Source organism: Clostridium pacaense (genome assembly GCF_020709765.2).
Lineage (GTDB): Bacteria > Bacillota > Clostridia > Lachnospirales > Lachnospiraceae > Enterocloster > Enterocloster hominis.
Genome location: NZ_JAJFEB020000006.1, coordinates 68,719 through 94,385, shown reverse-complemented (window position 1 = coordinate 94,385; position 25,667 = coordinate 68,719). Strand labels below are relative to the sequence as shown.

Sequence of the window (25,667 nt, the reverse complement as noted above, 5' to 3'; positions counted from 1 at the left end):
GTTATAGAATGTATACTAGATATTGTTGCCCGGCAAATACCTGGCACAAAAGTACTTATACCCATGACAGACAGGAGTAATTATGATTGAAACCCTTCAGACACCAGCAAACCTGACCCAAGTCGTCTACCAGCACCTGTGGCATGAGATTGCTTCGCTGCACCTGATGCCGGGCGAGAAGCTCAGTGAGGTTAAATTAGCCAAAGAATTCAACTGCAGCCGCATACCGGTCCGCGAGGCAGTCCATCTCCTGGCCGCCGAAGACGCCCTTGAGGCCCGGCCCCAGCGAGGCAGCTTTGTCACGCTGATCAATGTGAAACAGCTTGAGCGGATCCGTTATCTGCGCGAAGCATTAGAGTACAAAATCATGATGGATGGTTATCATTCCGGGTGTTTTGAATCCATTGTCCCATATTTGGAATCCCTGGTAACACGCCAGGAGGAACTGCTGAACGCATCCGCATATGAACTGGCTTTCCAGCTGGATATGGAGTTCCATAAGATATTTTACAATATGACCCACAAGGAATTCGTTCTGGAGCATACCGGCGAAAAGGACATCCACTACATGAGGGCCCGTCTCTTAGCCCTTCGCCTGGAAAATCCCATCATGATGCCCCACCAGCACCGCGCCATCGTGGAATCCATTAAAAGCCACGATGAACCAGGACTTCAAAAAGCCATTTACGGGCACCTGAACAATGTAAACATCATGTTTAACACGCTTCGTCCCGAACTGGAACAATATGTATGCAGGAATTAATCAACCCGCATCCCCCTGCGCATAGCGGCAGGGCAGCGGTAAAACAGCCGCAAAACAAAAGAACGTATGGCCTCTCCGGATACACATCCGGAAAAACCATACGTCCTATTTCATTTTCCATTCCCCTTACTTCTTATTCCTGCCCGCCTTCTTCTCCTTAATCTTAGCCAGCCGGGCAAGTACCCCGGTCATCTCTTTCACGTCAATGTCACCCCGTTTCAAGGAATCCGTGTTTTTCAGATGCTCCATAAACTGCTTCTGGGTGTATATGAGAGCGGAAGGTGTGGCCTTAAGTGTCACACGTGGATTGGTGAATACGGTCACAATATCCAGGTTCCCCTTCACACCGGCCTCGTCCATGGCAGCCTTTACCAGCTCATACTGCTCTTTACAGACCGTCAAAGGGTTGCGGAATGTCAGGTCCTGGCCGTTCATGTGCTGTTTCCATGGCCCGTCCTTCTCCCCCGGGCTGACAACGCCGCCAAATCCCAGACAGTAGATACCGGTCACACCGCTGGGCGCCACCAGGAATGCAATCAGCTGGGCGGTCTTCCCTTGATATTCAACTGAGCCGGGAGCAACCACTCCCATGCCGTTTTTATTCGCAAACTTTAACAACTGGGCAACAAACACCGTTAAATCGTTCTTGGTGCCATTGTTCATCCTTGGCTCGCGTCCCCCGCCCTTCTTTGACGGGTTTTCCGCTCCATCCGGTTTCTTCTTCCTGCTGGCACCAAATAACAGTTCTGACAGGCTTTTCCCCGTGCGCGACTGTACAATGGGCATGACAATCATCAGAAGGACTGCCATCACAATCACAAATGCAATCTGCTCCGTGGATATTTTCTCCATAAAGTGCTGCTCCTCTCCCGGTTCCTGGCTTAAGGACTTTTATCCGTATATCATCAGGCATCCATTCCCTATTTGGCTTTCCTTTGGCCTTGGCCAGGGCAGATGGCAGGAATGAATTCTCAAACAGGGCCTGACACTTATATATCAGTAAATGTTTGTCCATTATACCATGTTCCAGTTAAAACATCAATGCAGCATTGCATATTCCCCTCATTTCCATTACTCTTGCACATAGAAAGTAAACAGAAAACGCTCTCCCCGATATACCAATATATCAGTATGGATTCTCCTTCATAGGGCTTTTGCCCTGATGCACAAGGATGCGGTTCACCGTAAAAAGATTTCTTTGATTCTTGGACAGTAACATTAGCCAGGTCCGCCCGCAAACGCATTCCCGTCTTGGCAAACCACGTTTTTTCTGGTATAAAACTATTAGAACAAGTAAAGGAGGAGCATGTCCAATGTCTCTCACAATCGTCAATAAACGCTGTCCGGATGAAACCAACAGCGACTATGCATACAGGCTGATACGGAGGAATATCATGAACCTGTACCTAAAGCCGGGAGCAGTGTTAAATGAGGCGGAACTAAGCGAACAGCTGGGAATGAGCCGCACGCCCATACGGGAAGCCCTGATCCTCTTGAAAAATGAGGGTCTTGTGGACATCATGCCCCAGCGCGGCAGCAGGGTAAGCCATATCAGCCTCAGCCTTGTGCGTGAAGGATATTTCATGCGCCGTATCCTGGAAACAGCCATCATCCAGGAGATTGCCGGCACCCTTTCCTCCGGGCAGACAAAGGCCATGAAGAACAACCTGGAACTGCAGCGCCAGGAGCTTGCGCGGAATGTCAATGAATTGAGCGATGATTTTTTTGACCTGGATGACGACATGCACCGCATGCTTTATGAGTTCAGCAACCGCCACCATATATGGTCCGCGCTCCACGGGGTCAATTCCCACTATGACCGGGTGCGTTACCTGGACACCGCGGTCAACGGCGTGAACCAGTCCGTCCTGCTGGAGAATCACAATACGCTTTACTGCTATCTCCTGATGGGAATTCCAGGGGATGTGGATATCGCAAAGTTCTGCAGCGACCATCTGGGCCGGTTCCTGTTAGATTTCCAGAATACAATCACAACCTATCCGGATTATTTTGTGGATTGATGATAGATATGTTTTTAACAAATATATTAGTTGGGTCATTTTATCCCCCTCCCACGTATCCGCCTGAAGATGCACTGAATCTATGTGCACTTTTCAGGCGGTTTCTTTATGCCATCTTTATACTGTCTTTATATTATATTAATATCCGATTTTTCTTCCATCGAAATATGCACACTTTTTTACGTTTTTACCCTTTTATTTTGTCAGTTTTTTACTCATTTTTACATTTCCGACCATATTTTTTTAGTTTTTGTTAAATATGCACAAATCTCTTTAGCTAAAACTGTCATTTTGTAGCTAGTAATATATCCTCATATATGGCAATATATTAGTATGGTTGTAAAATACAGACCAACGTATAGTTTGGCCAGTGCCGGCAGGCTCTGCCAAGGTATATCAATCCTACAAAAGGAAGGGAGAAGAATTTATGAAACTTAACAAAAAACCTTTTGCACTGCTGCTGACCGCAGCAATGGCCCTGTCTCTTGCAGGTTGTGGCGGCGGTTCCACCGCTTCTACTACTGCTGCGCCTGCTGCCGCTCCTGCGGGGGATGCCGCTGCCGACACAGCCGCTCCTGCTGCTGACGATGGACAGACCTATGTCATTAACATCGGCCACATCAATGATGAGCGCGATTCCTGGCACCTGGGTTCTGAGAAGTTTAAAGAGTACGTGGAAGAGAATTCCGGCGGACGCATCCAGGTAAACATCTATCCCAGCAGCCAGTTAGGCACTGAGGTGGATATGATCCAGTCCATCCTGACACAGGGCGGCTGTGACATCACATTTACAGGCGAGTCCATGCAGACCTACCAGCCTGACCTGGGCATCATCGGTATGCCTTACCTGATTAAGAGCGACGAACATATGGAAGCGGTCCTTACCGGAGAGGTAGGCGCTGAACTGGAAGGACTGATGGAGAAGTCCGGCATGAAGGTCCTGGGTTATTTTACCCGCGGCCCGCGTAATGTTACCGCCAACAAGAAGATTACATCCCCTGCCGATATGAACAATTTCGTCATCCGCACCCCTCAGTCCGCCATGACCGTGGCCGCATTTGAGGCAGTCGGGGCAAAGCCCACACCTATGGCTTTAGCAGAGGTGTTCACCAGCCTTCAGCAGGGCACCATTGAAGGCCAGGAGAATCCATTGGCCATGATCCAGAACAGCTCCTTCTATGAAGTCCAGGATTACGTAATCCGCACCGAGCACCTGCGCGCATGGGTTTACATCGCAATGGGCCTGGAGCAGTTCAATGCCCTGCCGGCTGACCTGCAGCAGGTTGTACTGGACGGCGGCAAGGAAATGCAGAAGTATGAGCATGAGATTTTCCTGAAGAACGAGGAAGAGCTGGAGTCCAAGCTGGTTGAGGAAGGCATGGAATTCGTGGATGTGGACCAGAAGGCATTCTCAGATGCCATGACAAACGGAGTCCTGGCAGTACTGACCGACAGCCAGAAGGCTCTTTACGAAAAGATTTCTGCTGCTAACCCGGACGCTTAAATTTAACACTATTTCAGCATTGGCTTTTGGCGGCGGACCGACCGTCCAGCCTATGGGCGCAGTGCATGACCGACCGGTTTTGCGCTGTGCCCCTTTTTGTAGATACAGTGTTAAAATTCCTTAACAGAAAGTGAGGTGCTCATCCATGAGCAATTTTAAAAAAGGGTTGGATAAGTTCGTCCATTACTTTGACCATGCACTCTGCTTTTTCGGCGTTATTTTTTATCTGACTTTCGTGGCCTGTGTACTGATTCAGGTAATAAGCCGGAACTTCCTGCCAAGCGCGCCATCCTGGACAGAAGAGGCCGCACGCTATTCCTTCATCTACATGGTGGGATTTGGCTGCGCCGTAGCAGTCCACCGCAGTGAATTTGTAAACGTGGAATTCCTCCATGACGCCCTGGAGCCAAAGTTCCCCATCATCAACAAGATCATTGACCTGCTCATCAAGGTGGTATTATTGGTTTTCACAGCATACGTGCTGGTTAAATCCGTGATTCCATTTGCATTTATCAAGTTCCCCATGTTTTCCACGGCAATGACGCTGCCTATGCAGTATGTATATTTCTCCCTGGTACTGATGTTCGGCTTCATGGTCATCGCTTACCTGTGTGAGGTTCTCAACATAATCCTTACCTGGAATGAAAAGGAGGGCAAATAAGTATGGTATCCGTATTATTCATTACATTCGTTGTCTGCCTGTTCATCGGAGTGCCTGTGGCCTTCAGCCTTGGACTTGCATCCCTGGCCTATTTCCTGGGTGCCAACATGCCCATTGCAACATTTTCCCAGAGGTTCTTTGCTGGTATTGACAGCTTCACACTTTTATGTATCCCCGGCTTTACCCTGGCGGGCAACCTGATGAACCAGGGCGGCATCTCGGATAAGCTGATGGATTTCTGTGACAAGTTAGTGGGACACCTTACGGGCGGCATGGCCTATGCCAATATCATGGCTTCCATGATTTTTGCAGGCATCTCCGGAACAGCCCTGTCCGACACGGTTGCCCTTGGCGGCATTGAGATTCCCATGATGGTTGACCTGGGATATGACAAGAACTTCTCCGTGGCCGTCACTGCTGCCTCCAGCTGCATGGGACCCATCATCCCGCCTTCACTGCCTATGATCATGGCCGCCACCATGACCGGTTTATCCGTATCTAAAATGTTCATGGCCGGTATTGTTCCCGGTATCCTGATGGGCGGCGGCATGGCACTGGTTTCTTATGTGATTTCCAAGAAGAGGAAGTATCCCAAACGGGAACATATGAGTTCCTTCAGGGAAATCCTTAAGTCAGGCCGGGAAGCCATCTGGGCCATCATCATGACCCTGATCATCCTGTTCGGGATCATCGGCGGTATGGTGACTCCTACGGAAGCTTCCATCATCTGTATCGTGTACGGCACCTTCGTAGGCTTTGTCATCTACCGTAAACTGACACTTAAAAGCTTTTACCAGTGTCTGCAGCAGACACTTTCCAGCGCGGCATCCATCATGGCCCTGGTTGCATTTGCCAATGTATTCGCATATATCCTGACCAAGGAACGTATCCCGAATATGATTGCGGAAGCCATGCTTAACCTGACCAGCAACAAATATATCCTGCTGCTGCTCATTAACCTGTTCCTGATTTTTGTCGGGATGTTCATGGAAACCATTGCAGCCATCCTGATCCTGTTCCCGGTGCTTTTGCAGCTGGCCACCTCAGTGGGCGTGGACTCCGTCCAGTTCGGCGTCCTTGTGGTCATGAACCTGGTGCTCGGCCTGTGCACGCCGCCTGTGGGCGTCTGCCTGTTTGCAGCTACCAACATAGCCGGCAATAAGCTGTCCGACAATGTTAAGGCCCTGATGCCTTTCCTCATTGCCAACTTCATCGTGCTGGGCCTTGTGACCTATGTACCATTCTTAACCACCGGCGTTGCCAACCTTGTATTGGGAGGTTAAGGCCAAAACAGGAACTGATATTTAAAAGGTACGGTTCCCGGACAGGAGTTTTGAGATACTCCATCTGTCCGGGAACCGTACCTTTTATTTGATTCCTTCTATGCTTACTCCCTCATGTCCTGGCAATCTTATTCCAATGGACAGGATTCCTGTCCTGCTCCCATTCCCAGGCCCTCCAATTGTTCCAGGAACGCTTCCGTGTAGCCGCGTTTGAGCAGGAATGCCCGCTGATACGGCGTCAGCCTTGCAGGCTCCCCTGTGAACAAACGCATCAGGAGACTTTTAAACAGGCCGCTTTCCTCCTGTCCGCCAATCATATTGACGCACTGAAGCCTTTTATCCTTCACAACGGCCTCCACATAGCGCGGCCCGGACAGTTCCCCGAACGTGATCCTGTCCCCCGGCAGGCGGGGATCCCCAAGGCCGATGAAATCCATGTCCATGAAATGGGTGATATTGTGGACCACGTTCCCCGGATATGCGGCGGTCATACCCGCCATGTTTTTCCCGGCAGTCTCGCCCTGTGCCCCTGCGTTGGCCCACAGGCCGATAATCATGGTCTCCCCTGTCTGCAGGTTCAGCCCCTCGCAGCAGTCTCCGGCGGCATAGATTCCGGGCACGCTGGTTTCCATATGGCTGTTGACCACAATCCCTCTGCGGATTTCGACGGTCCCCTGGGCCGCCTCGGTGTTGGCTGCCAGTTCCACATTGGCCCTGGTCCCGATGCACAGGCATATCAGGTCCGCGGCAAGCTCCTCCCCGTCACTGAACCTGGCCCCGTTCCCTGTTATCCCTTCAATCCCTGCATTCCATTTAAAATGTATCCCTTTTTCCGCCACACGCTGTTCCAGTTCCCTTGCAACCGTCTCAAAGGCCGCCAGCGGGAACAGATAGGGCGCAAAGTCAGCCAGGGTCACATCCACGCCGCGGTTGAGCAGCAATTCAGCAACTTTAATCCCGACCATGGAGGCTCCCACCACCACTGCCTTTTGGACACTGCCCTGTTCCAGCGCATGCTTCATACGGCGGGCGTCATCCATGGTGCGCATGAGGAATACCCTGGATCCTGCCGGTCCCTTCAGCGCAGGCACCACCGCCCTGGCCCCGGTGGAAATCAGGATCTTATCAAACGCTTCCCTTCTTCCATCCGCCAGCAGGATGCTCCTGTCGGGCAATACCCTGCGTACCGTCTCCCCGCTGTGAAGGCAGATGTTAAGCTCCCGGATGATGGATTCCAGGCCGCCAAAGGGATACGCCTCCTTTTCTTCCAGCCTGCCTGATACGTAGTAGGTTGTAAGCATTGGGTTGGCAGGCGGCTCCTGGGTGGATTCATATACATGGATCCCACCCGTGAACCCGGATGCCCGCAATGCCCTGGCCCCATTATAACCAGCACAGCCAAAGCCGATAATTGCTATCCGTTCCATATATATCACCTCACTGTCCGGCAAGAATCATGTTTACGATCCGATGGGTGGATGCGTTCAGGTCTGCCTTGGCGTATTCATCCTCCGTGTAAAGTTTCAGGGCGTCAAATGGACATACCCGCACGCAGGCCGGCTGCATCCCATGCTTCACCCGTTCGGCGCAGCCATCACATTTTTTCAGCCTGCCGTCCCTGCCAAAACGCGGCGCGCCGAATGGGCAGGCCATGGCACAGCTGTGGCAGCCGATGCAGACGCTTGCGTCATATACTGTAAATCCGGTTTCCCCATCCTTGCGCAGACAGCCCGTGGGACATCCCTTAATACAGGGCGCATCCTCGCAATGCATGCAGGCCATGGAAAAGTCCATGAAACAGGTATGCTCTTTTCCTGCTTCTTCCAGATGGGCAATGACGCGCAGCGCCTCGTCCCCGGCCTTCAGTTCAATATCGTTCTGATCCATGCAGGCCACTGCACAGGCGCCGCAGCCAACACATTTATCGCGGTCGAAATCCAGGATATATTTCATGCTCAATCACCTATCCTTTCTACTCTGCATGCAATCTGGCGGTATCCGGGGAACCCTGAATAGGGATCCAGGTGGGATGCGGGAATCAGGCTGTTGCCGTCCGCTTCCGCATATCCGTGATACAGGTACATTTCACCAGGATTACTGGTCCCGGTTATATGGGCGCTGACCACCACACTGCTGCCGCTGGCCGTGGTCAGACGGACTTTGCCGCCTTCCTCCACCCCCAGGTTCCTGGCATCGGATGGACTCATATCCACAGCAGGCGCCGGACGCAGGCTCCTGGCCCAGGACACGCCATGGAAACGTGAGTGGATGGCATTGGGCAGGCGCGAGCCTATTACCAGCGTTGCATTGGCGCCGTCAACCGGCGACACGTCCTGGCTGCTTCTGTAATCCGGCAGCGGGTTTAAGTCGCTGCGCCCTTTCTCCGCCGCAATACCGGCAATCAGCTCGCTGTACAGCTCCACCTTCCCGGTCCTGGTAGGAAATCCTTCCTGTCTGCGCTGTCCGAATACAGGAGGATGGGCAGACTGCACCTTGATTGGAAGAGGGGCCTTACGCAGCTGTTTTAGCGTGACACCCAGGTCCCTGACAAACCAGTTCATGGTTTCCTCATAGCCTGCGCACAGAAGCTCATCGTCAAGGCCCAGCGCCTTTGCAAGGCCGCATATCACCTCACAGTCATTGCGGCTTTCATACAGCGGGTCAATTACCGGTTCCGTGCAGGTAAGGAAACCGCCCGGATATGCTTTTAACTCGCTGCGCTCAAGGGATGAGCAGACCGGAAGTACAATATCCGCATGGCGCACAACCTCGGTGTCAAATAAATCCGTGGCCATGACAAAGTCCAGCTTGTCAATGGCCCTGAGCATTTTCTCCGGTTCCGGGAACATGCGGTGGTTCATGCCAAATGCCAGAAGCGCCCGGATGGGATATGGCTTACCCTCCTCAATCTGACGCGGCAGGTCCATGGCCTGGGCCTCATCCACCAGGGCATTCCACACAGGGAAACGCTCCCCGCCCACACAGTTGTGCCCATCCTTTGGACGGCGGCTGTGGATGAATTCATGCTCAGGCATATCGAAACCGCAATCCGTGTATATGTAGGTGGGATGCAGCGGACGCATACCGCCCGGCCTGTCCAGGTTCCCGCAGATGGCCTGCAGTGCGATGACTGCCCGCATGTTATTGTATCCATTGATATGATGGGTGATGGTAGCCGAAGGGGAGTACGTGGCCGCAGGCCCATTGGTGGCGTAAATCCTGGCTGCCTCGTATATCTTTTCAGCCGGGACACCTGTGATTTCCTCTGTCTTCTCCAGGGTATAATGGGACGCAAGTTCCTTGAACCCATCAAAACCGTGTACATGCTGTCCCACAAACTCCTTGTCGTACCATCCATTCTCGATTATCAGCCTGCACATGCCCAAAGCCAGGGCGCCGTCCGTCCCCGGATGCAGCTGCAGATGGATATCAGCCACTTTCCGTGCGGTATGGGTCAGCCGGGGATCCACAATGATGATCTTGGCTCCCCTTGCCTTTGCCGCCTCAATCCCCCGGGCCAGCTGGTATGCGCTCATATATCCGTTGCACCCCCAGCCCAGGAAGGTATTGCAGTGGGGGGTGTCGGGACCATAGTTGTCCCCGGTCACGGTTGACCAGGCCATCTGGGTCGCCCGGAAACAGGAGGAGCTTTCCGTTGCATAGTTCAGGGTGCCGAATGAATAGGCCAGGCGGTGGAGCCAGGGGCGCAGCCATTTGGAATATCCTGTGTAAAACATGACCGCATCCGGGCCGCTTTCAGCCTTAATCCGGTTCAGCCTGTCAGCCACGGTTTCGTACGCCTCATCCCAGCTGATTGCCTCAAACTTTCCCTCTCCCCGTTCCCCAACGCGCTTCATGGGAGTCTTCAGCCTGTCCTCACGGTAAATGTACTCCCGGTTGGCTGCTCCCTTTGTGCACAGTTTTCCATTGGAACCAGGAAAGCCTTCTGTTCCTTCAATCTTAATGATCCTGCCGTCCTTCACATAGGCATCCAGGCCGCAATGGGCGCCGGGCGCACAGATATCGCAGATACCGTGCCTTACCTCAATCCCAGTCTCAGGCCCCGGAATCTTGGCCTGAATCAGACGTTCCAGTTCAGTCATACACATTCCTCCTTTATTAAAATAGATTTCCATCTGTATTAAACGGCCATCCGGCCAATGGTTCTGATACGGTAATCCGTCCATCCGAAAGGGCCTCATCCAGCATATTGGAGGATATGTGGATTTCCTGCAGATGGAGTGTGTCCTGTATACGCACAATACGCGGCGACTGCCGTCTGCCGGAAGGCAGCATCTGGACAGCTGCCTGGATTGCCTGTCTGTGGTCCGCAAGCGCCATGGGTATCTTAATCAGGTGCGGGGTTCCTGTCATCAGGCAGTTGGGATAGGTGGCCAGGGGGTTGTATTTCTTCATTACACTGACGGTTGTGGTATCCGCCATCCCAAGTCCAAAGGCAGCGCCCTCCGTGGCCTCCGTCAGGTCCAGGACCGTAATAAGGCGCGGCCGCGGCGTCAGCCTGCCGTCCCCATCCTTAAATCCGCCTACAACATTGGGGTCCATTCCCCCGCCGCTTATATCCTTTCCAATGCGGTCAATGACCAGCACATCTATATCCTTCAGATATAGGGCAGGCATCATTTCCCTGGCCTGCCGCAGGAGATGGGGTTCCCTGATTGGTATCTCAGCTTTGGGAAGCACGTGGATTGCCGCCGTCTCCTCCCTGGCATTCTCCATAACACCGATGCCGCACAGAATGGGCAGCTTTCCCAGCACGGCCCTGGCCAGCTGTTCCATACGTTGCCCTATGCTGCCATCTCCATTACCGTGTACATAGTCAGCTCCGTAACAATTCCCAAGGCCCACGGCAGCCATTTTCATAAGTCCGCTTTCATACGGACCGTGGAAGGCAGTGTGGGCCTTTATCCGGTTAAACAATATGACAGCATCCGCTGCCACCGCCTCCTGGTCAGCCATGACAGGGGTCCCGTCCGGCAGTGTATCCACCCGGCATCCCTCCACACATGCATGGATCGGCATATTTACCGTATCCGGGGTAATACCCAGTCCCTTAAGCACTGCCAGCTGTCCCTCAGGCGAAGCCCCGCCGTGGCTGCCCATGCTGGGGACGATATACGGCTCCGCCCCATGGCTTTGCAGGAATGCCGACAGGGTCCTTAGGAGGGGGACCAGATTGGCAATCCCGCGGCTTCCCACCGTCACGGCCACGGACATTCCTTCATGCAGCTGTCCTTCCATCCACTGGACGCGCAGCTGCTTCATAAGCTCCTCTTCCGGTGAACCGACGGCGCGGCCCGGAAACTCCTGGTGGATACCCGCCATGGGGGGAAGCTGGATTGGGTTTAAGATTTTCTCAATCGCATTCATCATGTAACCTCCTGTAAAGGAGGCCGCCTATTCAAACACTGCAAACATTTCCACGTAACACTGCCTGCAGGCTTCCATGTCCTTACGCTGTATGGCTTTTAAGAGACGGCGGTGCACATCCTCCTCCGGAACCGGCTTTAACCTTGCCTTTTCCAGATACGCCCTGTTCAGGATGGAGGTGTGCTGCCGGAGCATTTTCCCAATGATCCCGTCTGACAGCAGGAAGATCTCATTCTGGGTGGCCCGGCAGATTTCCCGGTGGAATTCATAATCCAGCTTGGCGTGAAGATGGAAATCACCGCTTGCCATGGCCTTGTCCATCTGGTCCACGATCCGCTCCATGCTGGCAAAGTTTTCAGGGGTGGCGCGTTCCATCGCCACCCCCACCGTAGCCAGCTCCGTGACCAGACGGTATTCTGTAATATGGGAAATATCACTGTCCGAAAGAAGGAATTCACCCATCTGGCTGATATACTCATCCGGGCTGAACGCCCGCACATAGCTTCCGTCCCCGGCCTTGGTCTCCACCAGGCCCAGGGTCACAAGACGCTGGATTGCTATCTTCACAGAGGATTTGCTTACACCCAGTTCCGTGCTCAGGGTGCTTTCCGGCGGCAGTTTATCCCCGGGCCGGAAAGCGCCGTTTACTATCTCCTGCTTAAGGGCCTGGAATACCCGGTCAGGTATATTATCTTTTTTTATTTTCTCAAATGACATGTGAACACTCCCAATGATTGATTTAACAATTGTCTTACATTTTTAATTATAAAACCAGCCGGACAGATTGTCAACGGAATGTGCAGGGGGTGTTAAACAGGCGGCCTTGCCGATTGTTACTGAAGCTCATAGCTCTTTTCCATGTGTACCTTTCCTGACTTCTGGCGCAGGGTTGCGTATACGAAGAAAAGGATGATCAGTACAATGGTAACCACTGCCAATGTGGTGGTTATGTTGCGCAGGGACAGCACGATGGCAAAAAGGGTCGCGCACAGGCACAGGGCCATCACCACGTAAAATACCGGCTTGGACATGCGGAAATACCGGTTCTCCCAGGCATCAGGCAGTACCTTTGGCAGACGGATCACTGCAATGATTGCCACCACGTCGGCAATACGTCCCACCAGTACCACATTGCTGGTAATGGTGCTGATGCTGAGGTTCAGGAGGATTGGAAGCACGGCAATGATATACATCAGGACGAGAATCCGGTAGGGCGCCTCCGCCTTATTGGTCTGTCCTAATTTCCCCGGGAACCAGCCATCCCGTGTCATCTGGTGGAAGGGCCTTGAGAACACGCTGTAAGAAGAGTTCAGCGTGGTTGCCAGGGCCATGATGGGTCCGCCAATAACAAACGCATAATACAGCGGCCTGGACATAAGCGTCTTTGCAACTTCCGTCAGGGGCTTTCCTGCCACCTGATCAATGGGCAGCACGCCGCTGGCCACAATTGCAATCATGGTGTACAGGAAAAGAATGATTCCGGTGGCTGCGATGATGGCAAATGGCACATCGCGCTTGGGGTTCCTGGCCTCCTTGCTGAAAGCCACCACAAAGGACTGGCCTGTACAGGAGAATACCAGCAGCAGGACCGCGTTAAAGAATCCGTCCGCCCCATTGGTGAAAAATTCCGGCGAAGACAGGTCAAAGGTACCCGGCCGCATGTGGAACAGTCCTATGACAATGAACAGCCCCAGTCCCAGGAAAAGGAAAAGGGACATGATGTTCTGGAACTTGGCCATGAAGGATACCCCCATCATATTGATGATCCAGAACAGTGTGACCATGACAACTGCCACCACCTTCACATTTAAGAATGGGAAAATTGCATTCATATACGTTCCCATGGACAGACCGAACATGCCGCATGCAAACATATTAAGCGTGAACGCCATACCGTACATGCCGCCCCAGCGGTCGCCCAGGATGGTGGATACGAAGGTGTAATTGCCACCCTTTACGCGGATCATGCTGGAGAGCATGATATACGGAAAAATAATGCAGAAGCCCAGCAATATGGCCGTGGCATATGCCAGCCACACGCTTCTTCCGGTCACTCCTATGGCCTGGCCTACCAGTGTCACCACGCCTGCCCCTATGACCTGTCCGGCCGCCAGGCTGGTCAGTTCTTTAATACCTAGTCCCTGACTTTTATTCTCACCCATAATAATCTTTTCTCCTTATATATTGAACTCTGTTCCTGGATTCTGGTAACTTCATCCCGCTTATCTGACGGTTTCAATGCGCGCATGCTTTAACGCGTAGTCCGACAGTTCCTGTCCGATTCCCGGAAGGTCCGGAATCTCAAAGTATCCGTTCACCGGCTGGTAATTATGTACGCATTCATTGATGGTCACCGCGGTGGTATTGGCGATGTGGTGCTCATGGATCACAAAGTTGGGGATGGCTGCTTCCAGCTGCAGGCTGACCGCCACACTGATCGGGCTGGAACACACATGTGTCTGTACCCCTACATCATACACATGGGCCATGTCGCAGATTTTCTTGCATTCCGTGATTCCACCGCAGTTGCCGATATCCGGCTGGATGACGCTTAAGCTTCCGTTCTCCAGGAACGGCAGGAATCCCCACCTGGTATAGGTACGCTCGCCAGTGGCCAGCGGGATATCCGTATTATCTGCGATCCGGCGCATTACCTGAGGATTTAACGGGGTGCACCCCTCTTCCAGGAACATGATATCATAGCGGGAGGCCATCCTGGCAAACTGAACCGCTGTGTTGGCGTCTGTCATGGCGTGGTTCTCAATGATGATGTCCACATCCGGGCCAACCGTCTCACGCACGGCGGCTATCCTCTCTTCTGCGGTATGCATGGCCTGGCGTGACAGATGGCCGGTGGTATCCAGATAGGACAGCATCTTACCGTCCCTGTCAAACCGGAGGAAATTAATCTTCACGGCATCATATCCCTGGTCCATGGCCTTCTGGCAGGCCTCCCGGTAAAAATCCACATCCCCCCGTGAAGCTCCCGGGTTAAATTCATCCGTCCCCCAGCCAAACTGCAGCTGGCTTGCGTAAGCGCGCAGCCTGTCCCTCTGCTTACCGCCTAAAAGCTGGTACACCGGGACGCCCAGCGCCTTGCCTTTGATATCCCACAGCGCTATGTCAATGGCGCTGATGGCTGAAAAGAAAACCGCCCCATTCCCCTGTGCCCAGAAGGACTGTTTATAAAGCTTCTCCCATATGACTTCATGGGCCATGGCATCCATGCCTATGATCATGGGCCCCATATCCTTCAAAAGTTCATACGCTGCCGTGGAACCGCATCCAATGGCAATGGCCGCTTCCCCATATCCATAGATACCCTCATCCGTGTTAATACGCACAATGACTGGGCGGGAACCGCATCCCTTTTCCTTTTCCAGTGCAATCACATCCAAACTGGCAATCTTCATACCTTTACCTCACTTTTCTTCTTACTTGACAACCATTCATCTACTTATCAATTGTCTTACAATTAAATAGTAGCAAAAAGGGCATCTGTTGTCAATGATAAAAACATTTTTGTACAAGTATCCCAACTTTCTGCGGATTTATTGTGCATAATCACAAATTGCTTTTTAGAATGGGGTTCGACTCTGCACGCCGGGATTTTTCATTGTCAAACGGAATTTTTCCTTGTTAGACGGGATTTTGCCTTGCTAGATGTAATTTTGCCTTGCTAGATGTAATTTTGCCTTGCCAGACAAAAATCCCCCATCTATATGCCGCCGCATGCCCTGGCAGCCTCTGGCAGCCTCTGCCGCCCTGTTTTGCTGGAATACAGGCTGATTATATGGTATATTTGAGGCAAGTAAGAAAACAATGAGGTGAGATTCATGAAAAAACTGGAGAATCTGAAAAAGCAGAGTATACCAGACCAGGTATTTGATTTGATAAAAGGTTATATTGATTCAGGCAGGTTCCAGGCAGGCGATAAGATTCCTTCTGAAAATGAGCTGTGTAAACAGCTGGGCGTCAGCCGCCCCTCCATCAAGACCGCCCTGAGCAGATTGCAGGACATGGGGCTTCTGGAGGCCCGGGTAGGCGACGGCACCTATGTAAAGGAATGCACTGCATATGACTTCCTGGAACACGCCTCCAAGGCAATGCTCCATGCAAAGGATATCCAGGAAATCAGCGAACTGCGCCGGGCCATCGAGATGGAAAGCGTCCGCCTGGCAGTAGTCAAGGCAGATGACAATGACCTTACACACCTGGAGGAAACTGCCCTGACCCTGCTTAAGGCCATAAAAGAAAAACCCGGCCATACCATGGAGGAGGATTACCAGTTCCATCTCCAGCTGTGCCGCTGCGCCCATAACCGGTATCTGTTGATGATGTATGAACTTATCGGCGGCCTGGTCCGGAACCATATCGACCTGTTCGTGGAACAGTATGTCCGGGACCAGAACGGAAGCAGTCCTTTCCCGGACGCCCACTGGGAGCTTTATATGGCAGTCAGGCAGAAGGAGACAGAAAAAGCCTGCGCCATCTTAATGGACATGCTGAAAGTCTGACGGCCGGATGACGGGCGTATCAGATATGTATCAGACATGTACCAGCCGTGTCTGCCGGATGGTTTCACATGAAAGCCGCCCATGCTTAAGGGTATATGTAAAATACCCTAAACATGGACGGCGTCAATTACCGTTGTTTCATATATCAGACATGATTCTTGTTCTGTCAATTACCGGATATCAATTACCGGATGCCAATTACCAGGTGCCATCCTCAGCTTCAAACCTTTCATTGGCAGATTATCATCCGGCAATCATCATCGGCAATCCATCCTCATATCAATCCAGCGCAAACATAGCCATGGCATGCAGCACATCCTCTTCCATTGCAAGGATTGCCGCGTTCGCCAGTTCATGGAAATACTTCACATCCTGTTCCTCCAGCAGCTTCTTAACCGCCTTGACACCTGCGTTGGACATGTAGGAAAAATAATTTATCTTGCGGATACCGCAGCGGATGGCCATCTGGGTGTCCTCCACGCTGACGCCTGAACCGCCGTGCATGACCAGGGGCACCCCTGTCAGTTCCCGGATCCGTTTAATCCGCTCAAAGTCCAGCTTGGGCTTTGTGGCATAAAAGCCGTGGACCGTGCCGACTGAAGCAGCCAGGGCGTCAATTCCGGTATCTTTTACAAACCTTGCAGCCAGTTCCGGCTCCGTATACGCCTCGCTCACATCCCTGATATCATAAACCCGTCCCTCGTGGCCCGTCACAATACCGATTTCAGCTTCCACATCCGCATTGTATTCCTTTGCAAGGTCAGTGACAGCCCTGGTCAAACGTACATTTTCCTCATAGGGAAGGGAGGAACCGTCAATCATCACCGCGCTGAATCCAAGGGACAGCGCCTTTTTCACATAGGCAATGTCCTCCCCGTGGTCCAGCATCACGCATACGGGAATCAGGGCATCCTCTGCCATCCGAACCATGATGGGACCGATGACGTCAATGGGTATCTCACATTCATGGAGCTGGGCATGCTGGACAATCACCGGCTCATTGCGTTTCTCAGCCGCTCTGAGGACCGCCATAAGGATTTCCAGGCTGGGCGTATCAAAAGCTCCAATGCAGCACTGCCGGTCCTCTGCGCTTTTTAAGACCTGATTCATACTAACCAGCATCTGTCATTCCCCTCACTTTTCTTCGTACAGCTCGATGATTGCGTCATCCCATATCACAAATGCAAGACGTACCCCGGGTCCGCAGTCAGCAGGCCCGAAGATAATCTGCTGGGCCTGGGCCGCATAGTGGTCCAGGTCATCTACCTTATATGCCACATGGGGCTGTTTGGAAAGTATCTCAGGGAACGGGGTCCCCTCCTCAAATTTCAGGTACTCAATCTTAAAATCATAATCATCCACCCTGCTGACCCAGAACTTCATAGCTTCATTATAGGTCATTCCCTCTTTTTTGTTGAGGACCGGGATGCCGATGTGCATATATTCAGCTGCCATATCATACCCTCCTGTTATTATAAGTTGAGAAAACCAGCGGCTTTCATCCTTTTATTTCTTCATGTACGGCGTATTGCAGGGCGCATTCCAATAATGAAGCAGTTCGTCATCCATCCTTGCCATGAACATCTGGAATCCTGCCTGTTCCTGCACGGTCAGCAGCTCGCCCACGTAATTGGCTACAATCTCAATGTTCTTCTCCTTCAGATACTCCACGCACCTGCGGTAAATGATGAACAGCTCCATCAGCGTGGTGGCGCCTGTGCCATTGAGGATGAGCATGATTTTCTCGCCTTCCTTTATATCCAGGTCTGCAAGAAGTCCGTCCAGCATGATCTTGGCTGTCTCATCCGCTGACTTCATGGGCTGGCGTCCGCCGCCTCCCTCCCCGTGCTGTCCCATTCCAATCTCCATCTCATCCTCGCCCAGGTCAGCCAGAAGGCTTCCTGTTGCAGGATGGGTTGCGCCGGAAACAGCCACGGCCAGGGTTGCCATGTTATCCGCAAACCGCTGCGCAATGGCGGCCACTTCTTCCAGGCTTTTGCCTTCTGCAGCAGCTGCTCCCGCTATCTTATAGGTAGGGATACAGCCAACCAGGCCCCGCCTGTCATCCGCATTGGACCTTGGGGCATTGGCGATATCCTCCTGGGTCACTACCTTAACAACATTTAAGCCTTCCTTGGCACACTTCTTCATGGTCAGGTTGCCTGTAAGCATATCGCCTGCATGGTTCAGCACAATATAAAGCACGCCCTTACCCTTGTCCGCCATCTTGATGGCATCCAGACACGCCTGCGGTCCGGGAGCCGCAAACACATCTCCTACAACCGATATGTCCACCATGCCCTCTCCCACAAATCCGCTGATGGCAGGCTCATGGCCTGATCCGCCCTGGGTTACAATCGTAACGCGGTCAGCATCTGCCAGCTTATTGTTGATGACCATCCGGTTCTCCCCCAGCGTAACCAGGTCCTTATGGGCCAGCGTGAAGCCCTCCAGAAGTTCGGGTGTCAGGTTCTCAGGGTTATTAATAAATTTCTTCATTTTCATATTGTTTTACCTCTCCCATTTATCATTTTTACAGGTCTTTGACCAAGGCCTGTTTAATCATTCCTGTTAGACATGCGCCAGCGCCGCCAGGCACAGACACTGGATACATCCTACTTCAGTCCGTCGCATAAACCTGCAAAGAACAGGGATGTGCTCACTGCCCCCGCATCTGGTGTTCCTATGGTCTGCTCCTTATAGCTTCTGGCCCTTCCATACTTGGATACGTACTGTTCGCTTTCCTTTGCTCCCCTGACAGCCGCTTCCTTTGCCGCTTCCAGGATTGCCATGATATCGTCCTGCGCCTTCTGGGCCGCATCCACTGCGGGAATCAGGGCATCCATCATGGTTTTATCCCCTATGCCCGCTGTCGTGATATCCTCCATGGCTGACAGGCATTCGGTAAACATTTCCTTCAGTATCTTTGCATCAATCGGTTTGTTTCCCTCCAACGGTCCTGACAGGCCCCCTATCATGGTTCCGTATAACGGTCCTGCGCTGCCGCCTCCAATCTCCATGGTGTTGTCCCCCAAATCCTCGATGAACGTTTCCATGTCGTCGTCTTCCCAGCCCTCTATGCTCTTCTCCATCAGGCTGGCTATCTTACCGATTGTGATGCCATGGTCCCCGTCCCCGAATCTGGAATCAATCTGGCTGAGATAGTCCTTGTTCTCATTCCACAGCTGGGCTATCTTCTTGAACATTTGTATGATTTCCGGTTTCGTAAGTAACATATGTAACCTCCTTTCACGCATTTTCCCCAATTATTCCATAGTTTTAGATTATCATCCGCTGACATACTTGTCAATTTAATCTGGTTTAAAATTCATATTTTTTATAAAATGCACAAAAAATGCGCAGTCCCTATGACAAACTGCACATTTTTAGTTACATATGTAACTTCATCTATGGTCTGTTATTTCCCGTCAGGGCATCTCCCCGTGATTTACTGTTCCAGCATTTCCCTGATAACATGCTCCGGCGCAAGGATATGGTTAATGTATCCCGACTTCAGCGCTCCCCTGAGCGCCTTTGGGCTGGTATTGGCAGAACAGATTCCAACCGCATACCTGGTTTTTGCCAGAAGCTCCAGGGGAATCTGGATTGCATAGTCCGTGTCCGAACGGATGACCTGGCCTTCCACGTCAATATAATAGTTAAGGATCCTCCCCACTGCCTTCTGTCTGGACAGCCTGTCCCCATATCTGGCCTCCGATGCAAAATCAGGGGTGGAGGGAAAGTTGCCGATGTTCACAAGCGCCACATCCAGCCTTTCCCAGGACCGGCAGACTTCCCGGTAATTGTCCAGGGATTTCATGAGACGCAGCTCCTGCTCCGACAATACGGATGCCGGGGAATAGATAAAATCAGGCCGGGCGCCGCTGTGCTCCGCAATGGCCCGCACCAGTTCATTGGAATGGTAATTCTTAAGACCCACACCGCCATTGCCAATCAGGGGACATACGGATGTGCATACCGGGACCAGCCGCTCCTTCTGCTCCATGCATTTGACCACATCACCGATGATATGGCCCCAGCCAATCCCCAGGTTATCCTCTCCCAGGCCTTCCAGGAAACTGATGGCCGCCTCTGCCACCGCCGCATTGGTGGCATGGTCGCCGGAACCGTCCGGTATCACCATGCCTCCGTAGATCCCAAACTTCCTTCCCACCTGTTCCATTAGGGATATCTGCCTGGTTTCCCGTATCTGCGGGGCCTGGATACGGATGGTCACAATCCCCGTATCCCTGGCCTCCTTTAAAAGCTTGCTGACCATGGGCCTGGAGATACCGTAATACGCGGCAATCTCGCCCTGTGTCCGGTCCTGTTCATAATACATCCTGGCCACCTCCACCAGGCGGCCCACCTTCTTATCACTATCAGCAATGCCCATGCAAATCAGCTCCTGTCTTCTTCCGTCATCTTCCCATGGCTCCGCCCAAGCCGCTCAAACATCCACAGCCCCAGGCAGCCCACGCCATAGCACGCAATGTCCTTTAAGTCAAATACCGACCCCAGTATGATCCTGGCTGCCCTGAACTCCTGAAGTCCCAGTATCTCCACCAGATGGAAATACTGCAGCACTTCCACGCAGGCTGCAAACAGGAACACATATAATACCAGATGCCGGATACCGGACGGAAAGAAAATCCGGACAAAAACATATACCAGCACCACCACCAGCACATCCCCGATATAAGGGCGGACAAACCGGTCATGTACCCACAGCGCAATGGCTGCCTCAATGAGGAAGAGGATTATGAATGCTGTCAGATATCCTATCCTCTGCCTGTTTTTACTTATCTTCATGGTCACTGTCCTCCCTATTTCATTTATACCATATAGTACCATGCAATCCCTATAGCACCATACAATCCCAGTAGTACCATGCAATCCCTATAGCACCATACAATCCCAGTAGTACCGTGCAATTCCAATACTACATATAATCCCAGCAGTACCATACAATCCCATATAATCCTTCACAGCCTCATACAATCCCATTCAGTTCCTGGTACAGATCCTTGGCATAACTGTCCGTCATGCCGCAGATATAATCCGTCACCAGCAGCAGGCGCAGATACAGCTTTTCCGCCTCATCCTTATCCTTTGAACAGATGGAATAAATCTTCTTATAATTATCGGAAATAAGGGAAACCATCTTATCCTGCACCTGTGTCATGGGCAGGTCGGTATCCCAGGGGATGACCGCGTCCACAAACCGCTCCAGCAGGAAGCTGAAAATGGTCTGGGCGGCTATCTCCAGTTTTAGTATGGGCCTGGTGTCGAAGGCATAGCGGAAGGCGATATCCCCCAGGGCGTCCATCAGAAGCTCCACGCCGGTTCCGGCAAACATATCCTTCCCATAACTCCCATCCATGACAGCGTCATAATTCTCAGTAAAGCAGTCCGTCACCCCGGCAATCATCTGCCCTTGGGCGCTGATTACCCAGTTCTGCACCGCATACAGGTCCGGGCGGCTGTAATCCCTCTGCACGCCCTTGCCAAAGCGCTCCTCCAGCCAGGAAACAATCCGCTGGTACTGCTCCGTCTGCTGCCCCGGCCGGAAACCTTTCAGTTCCTGCAACAGCCTTTCATAGGAAATGCAGCCCTTTTTCACCGCATCCTCTATATCTGCGGTCTTATACGCAATATCATCTGCCGCCTCCAGAAGGAAGGTCAGGGGATGCCTCATGCCAAAGGTCCCTGTGGAGCGCTGCACATCTTCAAAATTGTCTTTATCCGCATAGAAATATCCCATCTTCTTTGTCCTGATATTGCCGCTTTTCTTATCTATCCCAAGGGAGGACACAGGATACTTGATGATGGTCCCAAGCAGCGCCTTGGTCAGGTTCATACCATGCTCATCCACCAGGAAATGCAGCCTGGTCACCACGCGGAAGGCCTGGGTATTGCCCTCAAAATGATAAAAGTCCTGCAGCATCTGGGGCTTAAGGATATCACTTATGGGCTGTCCCTTAAACATAAGCCGCCCCAGGTTCTGTTTAAACCAGTCCTGTATGGAGGTTTCCCCAAAATGTCCGAAGGGCGGGTTCCCGATATCGTGGATCAGCCCGGCACACTGGAGTATGTCACACACAGCCGCCTTATGCTCCGGCAGGAAGGTATCGTCCTTCACATTCACCCGTATGCTCTCGGATATATTCTGCCCCAGGGACTTGGCCAGGGAGGAGACCTCAAGGGAATGGGTAAGCCTGGTCCTGACAAAGTCGCTGCGGTCCAACGGAAAGACCTGGGTCTTATCCTGAAGGCGGCGGAAGGAGGCGCTTCCGATAATGCGGTGGTAATCCTTCTCAAACTCAGTGCGCAGGTCGGTGGAGGATGATTTCTTATAGCTTCGGATACGGTCGTCACAAAGCAGGGTTGTCCAGTTCATGGGGTTGTCTCCTTTTTCTTTTCTATACTCTATTATCAACAATTTTGGGGAAAATGCAAATACAAATAAAAAGAAAGGACCGGAACCCACCGTGTAAACGGCAGGCCCCGGCCCTGTTATTCGCTTCTATGTACATTTTTCCTGACGGAGATATCAGGCACTGGCTCCACCGGTATTAACACAAGGCTGTGCCAGCACCTTGACCCCGATATCATTCCATGCCTTAATCTCCTTTGACGGCATATTCCAGTCCGTAAACACGTAATCTATCTGCTCGGCGTCACACACCTTGTTAAAAGCCACTTCGCTGAACTTGTTAAACTCACAGAGTATGATTTTAGAATGTCCTATCTCAAGCATTTTCCGCAGGACTGCTGCCTCCTCCGTATTATATTCCGTCACACCATCCTCAATGGAAATTCCATCTATGCTCAGTATGGTCTTATCTACACGGAAATCCTCAAGGCATTCCCTGCACGTGCTTCCCACCAGACTCTTATTATGTTTTCTCAGATACCCGGAAGTAAGATAAATCTGGTTGCTCTCGTTATCACTTAAAATCAAGGCTATGTCTGGTGAATTGGTTACCACGGTCAACATTTTCCTGCTTTTTAAGAGATACCTTGCCAGGGACAGGGTCGTGCTTCCATTATTCATGGCAATGGCATCCCCGTCATTGATATACTCTGCCGCTGCTTGGGCAATGGCCTGTTTTTCCTGCTGGTTGCTTTCCATTTTTTTCGAAAACTCCAGTTCCTTCGCCCTGAAACTGCTGTAGGTAGCGCCGCCCCGGATACGCTTTACGGACGAGTCTTTTTCCAGTTCCAGCAAATCCCGGCGTATGGTTTCGATGGACACGTGAAACAGGTCTGCCAGATGCTCTACCTTTGCAAATTTTACCTCGGACAGATACCGGAGCATCTCCCTCTGGCGTTCGCTATACATAGGCCACCGGGGACAGCTTCATCAGAAAATGTCTGTCGTATGTGGTGAGGGGCATCAGGAACAGCTCTCCCCTGCTGTTCCCGCACATCCCATGCGCCCGGATGGATGAATTATAAAATCCCAGCTGCGCCTTCACATTCAGTTCCATATCAATCATCGTAAGGCCGCCGCCCCGCTCCGCAACATACACATAGTTCCTGTCCGCCCAGAGTCCGGTAGGCTGATACAGGTTCTCATCAAAGTATGCCAGCAGTTCTCCGTCTTCTGAGAATACATGGAGCCGGTTTCCATCCCTGTCCCCAACCCATACGCGGCCCAGAACATCCACGCAGAGACAGTGAGGTACCACAAACCGTCCCGGTTCATCCCCGGGACCTCCCCAGGTCTGTATTAACTTCCCATCCCTGGTAAAATGGTGGATGGCTGCATTGCCATAGCCGTCACTGACAAACAGGTCACCGGATGGCGCAAAGGCCACACCTGTAGGTTTATTAAAGGGAGGCGCGGCCCGCCTTATGGTCCCCACTCCCATGAAAAAGGACCACCCCTTGTCAAAAGAGACATCCGTCGGCACGTATTTTCCCATTCTCTGGCGTTTCCTCCAGATATCAGGGTCAAACCCGCTGTCACTTGGAACTCCCGGCGTACCGATATCGCGGATCAGCTCCCCGTCCTTGCTGATTTCCCGGAGCACATGCATGGCCACGTCCACACACAGCAGCGTATCTTCCGGAGTCACGCAGAGGGTATGGGTTTCTTTAAACAGCCCCTTTCCAAAATCCTTTACATAATTTCCTTCCGGGTCCAGCATCATGATGGGATGGTCCACATCCCTTGTGGATAAGAACAGGTTGTCCTCCTTGTCACAGCACCCCCCGGAATACATGGTGAACTCAAAGCAGTCCGGGAATCTGCCATAATCCGGGTGGAGTTCATAGGTATATCCATTGCTTGTATAATAAGATCTGCCGGCCTTGTCGCGGTCCGCAATCCCCTTAATCATCTCTGCCATCTTTGCAGCCCTTCCCCTCTTTAACATTCATATCTTTATTTATCTTTTTCACGTACGCTTTCAGGCACGATTTCTCCGGACATGATTTTTTCCTTGCTCTCCTCCACCATTTCCTTCACGCCATCCTTATATGTAATCTTACCTGTGGAATCGAAATCAAAACCAGCTCCATCTGTACGGTTCATGGAAAATGCTTCTGTGCGTCCGCCTTCGAACTTACCCTCTGCATAATCCTTCATCGCTGCATATACCCATGTATCATACGGTGTAATCTGGCTTCCCACTACCTGTCCGGGAAGCAGAGGGCTTTGGTCAATGTCACATCCAACCACATAATGCCCTTCTCCAAGTTCCTTAGCTGCCTCAAACACCCCAAGGCCAGTCTTTGCCGCTACTTGATATACCACATCATAGCCTGAATTATATAAGGTAAGCGCCAGTTCCTTACCCTTGGCCGGGTCCTCAAAGGTACCTGCATACATGATGGATACTTCAATATCCGGATTGGCTGCTTTGGCCCCATCCTCATATCCTGCCGCATATCTGTTGTTCTGTGCCATATCCTGACCGATGACAGCCCCAATCTTACCTGTTTCCGACATAAGGGCAGCCGTCACGCCTGCCAGGTAGGAACCTTCCTGCTCTTTGTTGGCAGAACCCAGCACATTGGGGATATCGTTGATTTCACCGTTCATGCTGAAGAATTTTGTATCCGGGTACTCCGGGGCCACGGTACAGATGGCATCCACCATCTCAGGCTGGAGACATACCAGCAGTCCATATCCTTCCTGGGCCATGGAACGCAGTGTTTCCTCATACTCGCCTACCTGGACCTCCACTACCTGGGTATCCATGCCATATTCTTCCGCTGCCTTTGTAAAGCCGGAATAGCTTAAGTCAGTTACAGAGCCGTCGCCTAAAGCCTGGGGTGTTATGAATGCGGCCTTCAGCGCTGTCTTGGGGGCCTCTGATGCTTCTGTCTCCTTCTTTTCTGCCGGGGCTTCCGTCTTCACGGCCTCTGTCTGGGGAGCCGCTGTCGTGTCTTTCGCCGCTGTCCCTCCGCCTGAACCACAGGCACTGAGAATTGTCATTGCTGCCACTGCTCCGAGAATTACTGCTGTTGCTTTTTTCATTTCTTTTCCTCCGTTTTCTTGTTTGTTTTTCTTGTTCGTT

24 protein-coding genes are annotated in these 25,667 nt (G+C 52.0%); 6 read left to right on the top strand and 18 right to left on the bottom strand.

The window, feature by feature from the left end:
- Nucleotides 1-82 precede the first annotated feature (82 nt).
- Complete coding sequence (locus LK536_RS41860; protein WP_008724319.1) at nt 83-763, top strand: GntR family transcriptional regulator; 681 nt, start codon at nt 83-85, stop codon at nt 761-763.
- Nucleotides 764-889: 126 nt separating this feature from the next.
- Here the strand turns inward: LK536_RS41860 and LK536_RS41855 are convergent, their stop codons facing one another.
- Entirely contained in the window at nt 890-1,615 is a 726-nt protein-coding gene (locus LK536_RS41855; RefSeq protein ID WP_025484164.1) for a hypothetical protein, read from the bottom strand.
- Between the two features lie 461 nt (nt 1,616-2,076).
- On the opposite strand from LK536_RS41855, the gene LK536_RS41850 reads away from it, so the two are divergent.
- The 4 genes from LK536_RS41850 (at nt 2,077) to LK536_RS41835 (ending at nt 6,232) form a co-directional block, all read left to right on the top strand.
- The gene (locus LK536_RS41850; protein WP_120056571.1) at nt 2,077-2,784 is read left to right on the top strand and encodes a GntR family transcriptional regulator; all 708 of its coding nucleotides are present in this window, start codon (nt 2,077-2,079) and stop codon (nt 2,782-2,784) included.
- Between the two features lie 427 nt (nt 2,785-3,211).
- The gene (locus tag LK536_RS41845; protein ID WP_025484166.1) at nt 3,212-4,288 is read left to right on the top strand and encodes a TRAP transporter substrate-binding protein; all 1,077 of its coding nucleotides are present in this window, start codon (nt 3,212-3,214) and stop codon (nt 4,286-4,288) included.
- Between the two features lie 145 nt (nt 4,289-4,433).
- Nucleotides 4,434-4,949, top strand: a complete 516-nt coding sequence (locus LK536_RS41840) for a TRAP transporter small permease (RefSeq protein WP_008724311.1) — start codon at nt 4,434-4,436, stop codon at nt 4,947-4,949.
- A 2-nt stretch (nt 4,950-4,951) separates the two neighbouring features.
- The gene (locus LK536_RS41835; protein WP_008724309.1) at nt 4,952-6,232 is read left to right on the top strand and encodes a TRAP transporter large permease; all 1,281 of its coding nucleotides are present in this window, start codon (nt 4,952-4,954) and stop codon (nt 6,230-6,232) included.
- 128 nt (nt 6,233-6,360) lie between these two features.
- On the opposite strand, the gene LK536_RS41830 is transcribed toward LK536_RS41835, so the two are convergent.
- The 7 genes from LK536_RS41830 to LK536_RS41800 form a co-directional block, all read right to left on the bottom strand.
- Nucleotides 6,361-7,659 (bottom strand): NAD(P)/FAD-dependent oxidoreductase, encoded by a 1,299-nt coding sequence (locus LK536_RS41830; RefSeq protein WP_227794477.1) that lies wholly within the window; start codon nt 7,657-7,659, stop codon nt 6,361-6,363.
- Between the two features lie 10 nt (nt 7,660-7,669).
- The gene (locus LK536_RS41825; RefSeq protein WP_227794478.1) at nt 7,670-8,185 is read right to left on the bottom strand and encodes a 4Fe-4S dicluster domain-containing protein; all 516 of its coding nucleotides are present in this window, start codon (nt 8,183-8,185) and stop codon (nt 7,670-7,672) included.
- 2 nt (nt 8,186-8,187) lie between these two features.
- Complete coding sequence (locus LK536_RS41820) at nt 8,188-10,335, bottom strand: molybdopterin-containing oxidoreductase family protein (protein ID WP_227794479.1); 2,148 nt, start codon at nt 10,333-10,335, stop codon at nt 8,188-8,190.
- A 16-nt stretch (nt 10,336-10,351) separates the two neighbouring features.
- Entirely contained in the window at nt 10,352-11,623 is a 1,272-nt protein-coding gene (locus LK536_RS41815) for a nickel pincer cofactor-dependent isomerase, group 22 (RefSeq protein WP_227794480.1), read from the bottom strand.
- A 24-nt stretch (nt 11,624-11,647) separates the two neighbouring features.
- Nucleotides 11,648-12,337 carry a FadR/GntR family transcriptional regulator gene (locus LK536_RS41810; protein WP_008724298.1) on the bottom strand — a complete coding sequence of 230 codons (690 nt, stop codon included), beginning with the start codon at nt 12,335-12,337 and terminating at the stop codon, nt 11,648-11,650.
- A gap of 116 nt (nt 12,338-12,453) precedes the next feature.
- On the bottom strand, nt 12,454-13,782 hold the full coding sequence (locus LK536_RS41805; RefSeq protein ID WP_025484174.1) for an APC family permease: 1,329 nt from the start codon (nt 13,780-13,782) through the stop codon (nt 12,454-12,456).
- Nucleotides 13,783-13,842: 60 nt separating this feature from the next.
- On the bottom strand, nt 13,843-15,033 hold the full coding sequence (locus LK536_RS41800; RefSeq protein WP_227794481.1) for a mandelate racemase/muconate lactonizing enzyme family protein: 1,191 nt from the start codon (nt 15,031-15,033) through the stop codon (nt 13,843-13,845).
- Nucleotides 15,034-15,456: 423 nt separating this feature from the next.
- Here LK536_RS41800 and LK536_RS41795 point away from each other — a divergent pair, with 423 nt between their 5' ends.
- Entirely contained in the window at nt 15,457-16,137 is a 681-nt protein-coding gene (locus LK536_RS41795; protein ID WP_025484176.1) for a FadR/GntR family transcriptional regulator, read from the top strand.
- A gap of 279 nt (nt 16,138-16,416) precedes the next feature.
- On the opposite strand, the gene LK536_RS41790 is transcribed toward LK536_RS41795, so the two are convergent.
- From LK536_RS41790 to LK536_RS41745, 10 genes are all read right to left on the bottom strand, one after another.
- A complete protein-coding gene (locus LK536_RS41790; protein WP_227794482.1) occupies nt 16,417-17,259 on the bottom strand; it encodes a class II fructose-bisphosphate aldolase in 843 nt (280 codons plus the stop codon).
- A gap of 12 nt (nt 17,260-17,271) precedes the next feature.
- Complete coding sequence (locus LK536_RS41785; protein WP_008724290.1) at nt 17,272-17,592, bottom strand: hypothetical protein; 321 nt, start codon at nt 17,590-17,592, stop codon at nt 17,272-17,274.
- Between the two features lie 51 nt (nt 17,593-17,643).
- Complete coding sequence (locus LK536_RS41780) at nt 17,644-18,642, bottom strand: dihydroxyacetone kinase subunit DhaK (RefSeq protein WP_008724288.1); 999 nt, start codon at nt 18,640-18,642, stop codon at nt 17,644-17,646.
- A 110-nt stretch (nt 18,643-18,752) separates the two neighbouring features.
- Nucleotides 18,753-19,373, bottom strand: coding sequence for a DAK2 domain-containing protein (locus tag LK536_RS41775; protein ID WP_025484179.1), 621 nt, complete (start codon nt 19,371-19,373; stop codon nt 18,753-18,755).
- A 212-nt stretch (nt 19,374-19,585) separates the two neighbouring features.
- Nucleotides 19,586-20,533, bottom strand: coding sequence for a sugar-binding domain-containing protein (locus tag LK536_RS41770; protein ID WP_227794483.1), 948 nt, complete (start codon nt 20,531-20,533; stop codon nt 19,586-19,588).
- A 5-nt stretch (nt 20,534-20,538) separates the two neighbouring features.
- Nucleotides 20,539-20,949: a ribosomal maturation YjgA family protein gene (locus LK536_RS41765; RefSeq protein WP_051400603.1), complete on the bottom strand. Its 411-nt coding sequence runs from the start codon at nt 20,947-20,949 to the stop codon at nt 20,539-20,541.
- A 181-nt stretch (nt 20,950-21,130) separates the two neighbouring features.
- On the bottom strand, nt 21,131-22,537 hold the full coding sequence (locus LK536_RS41760) for a deoxyguanosinetriphosphate triphosphohydrolase (RefSeq protein WP_008724280.1): 1,407 nt from the start codon (nt 22,535-22,537) through the stop codon (nt 21,131-21,133).
- Nucleotides 22,538-22,690: 153 nt separating this feature from the next.
- The gene (locus tag LK536_RS41755) at nt 22,691-23,482 is read right to left on the bottom strand and encodes a DeoR/GlpR family DNA-binding transcription regulator (protein WP_025484182.1); all 792 of its coding nucleotides are present in this window, start codon (nt 23,480-23,482) and stop codon (nt 22,691-22,693) included.
- The gene (locus LK536_RS41750) at nt 23,475-24,494 is read right to left on the bottom strand and encodes an NHL repeat-containing protein (protein ID WP_025484183.1); all 1,020 of its coding nucleotides are present in this window, start codon (nt 24,492-24,494) and stop codon (nt 23,475-23,477) included. Before LK536_RS41750 ends, LK536_RS41755 begins: the two co-directional genes overlap by 8 nt.
- Before the next feature lie 35 nt (nt 24,495-24,529).
- The gene (locus LK536_RS41745; protein WP_025484184.1) at nt 24,530-25,627 is read right to left on the bottom strand and encodes a BMP family ABC transporter substrate-binding protein; all 1,098 of its coding nucleotides are present in this window, start codon (nt 25,625-25,627) and stop codon (nt 24,530-24,532) included.
- Between the last annotated feature and the right edge of the window lie 40 nt (nt 25,628-25,667).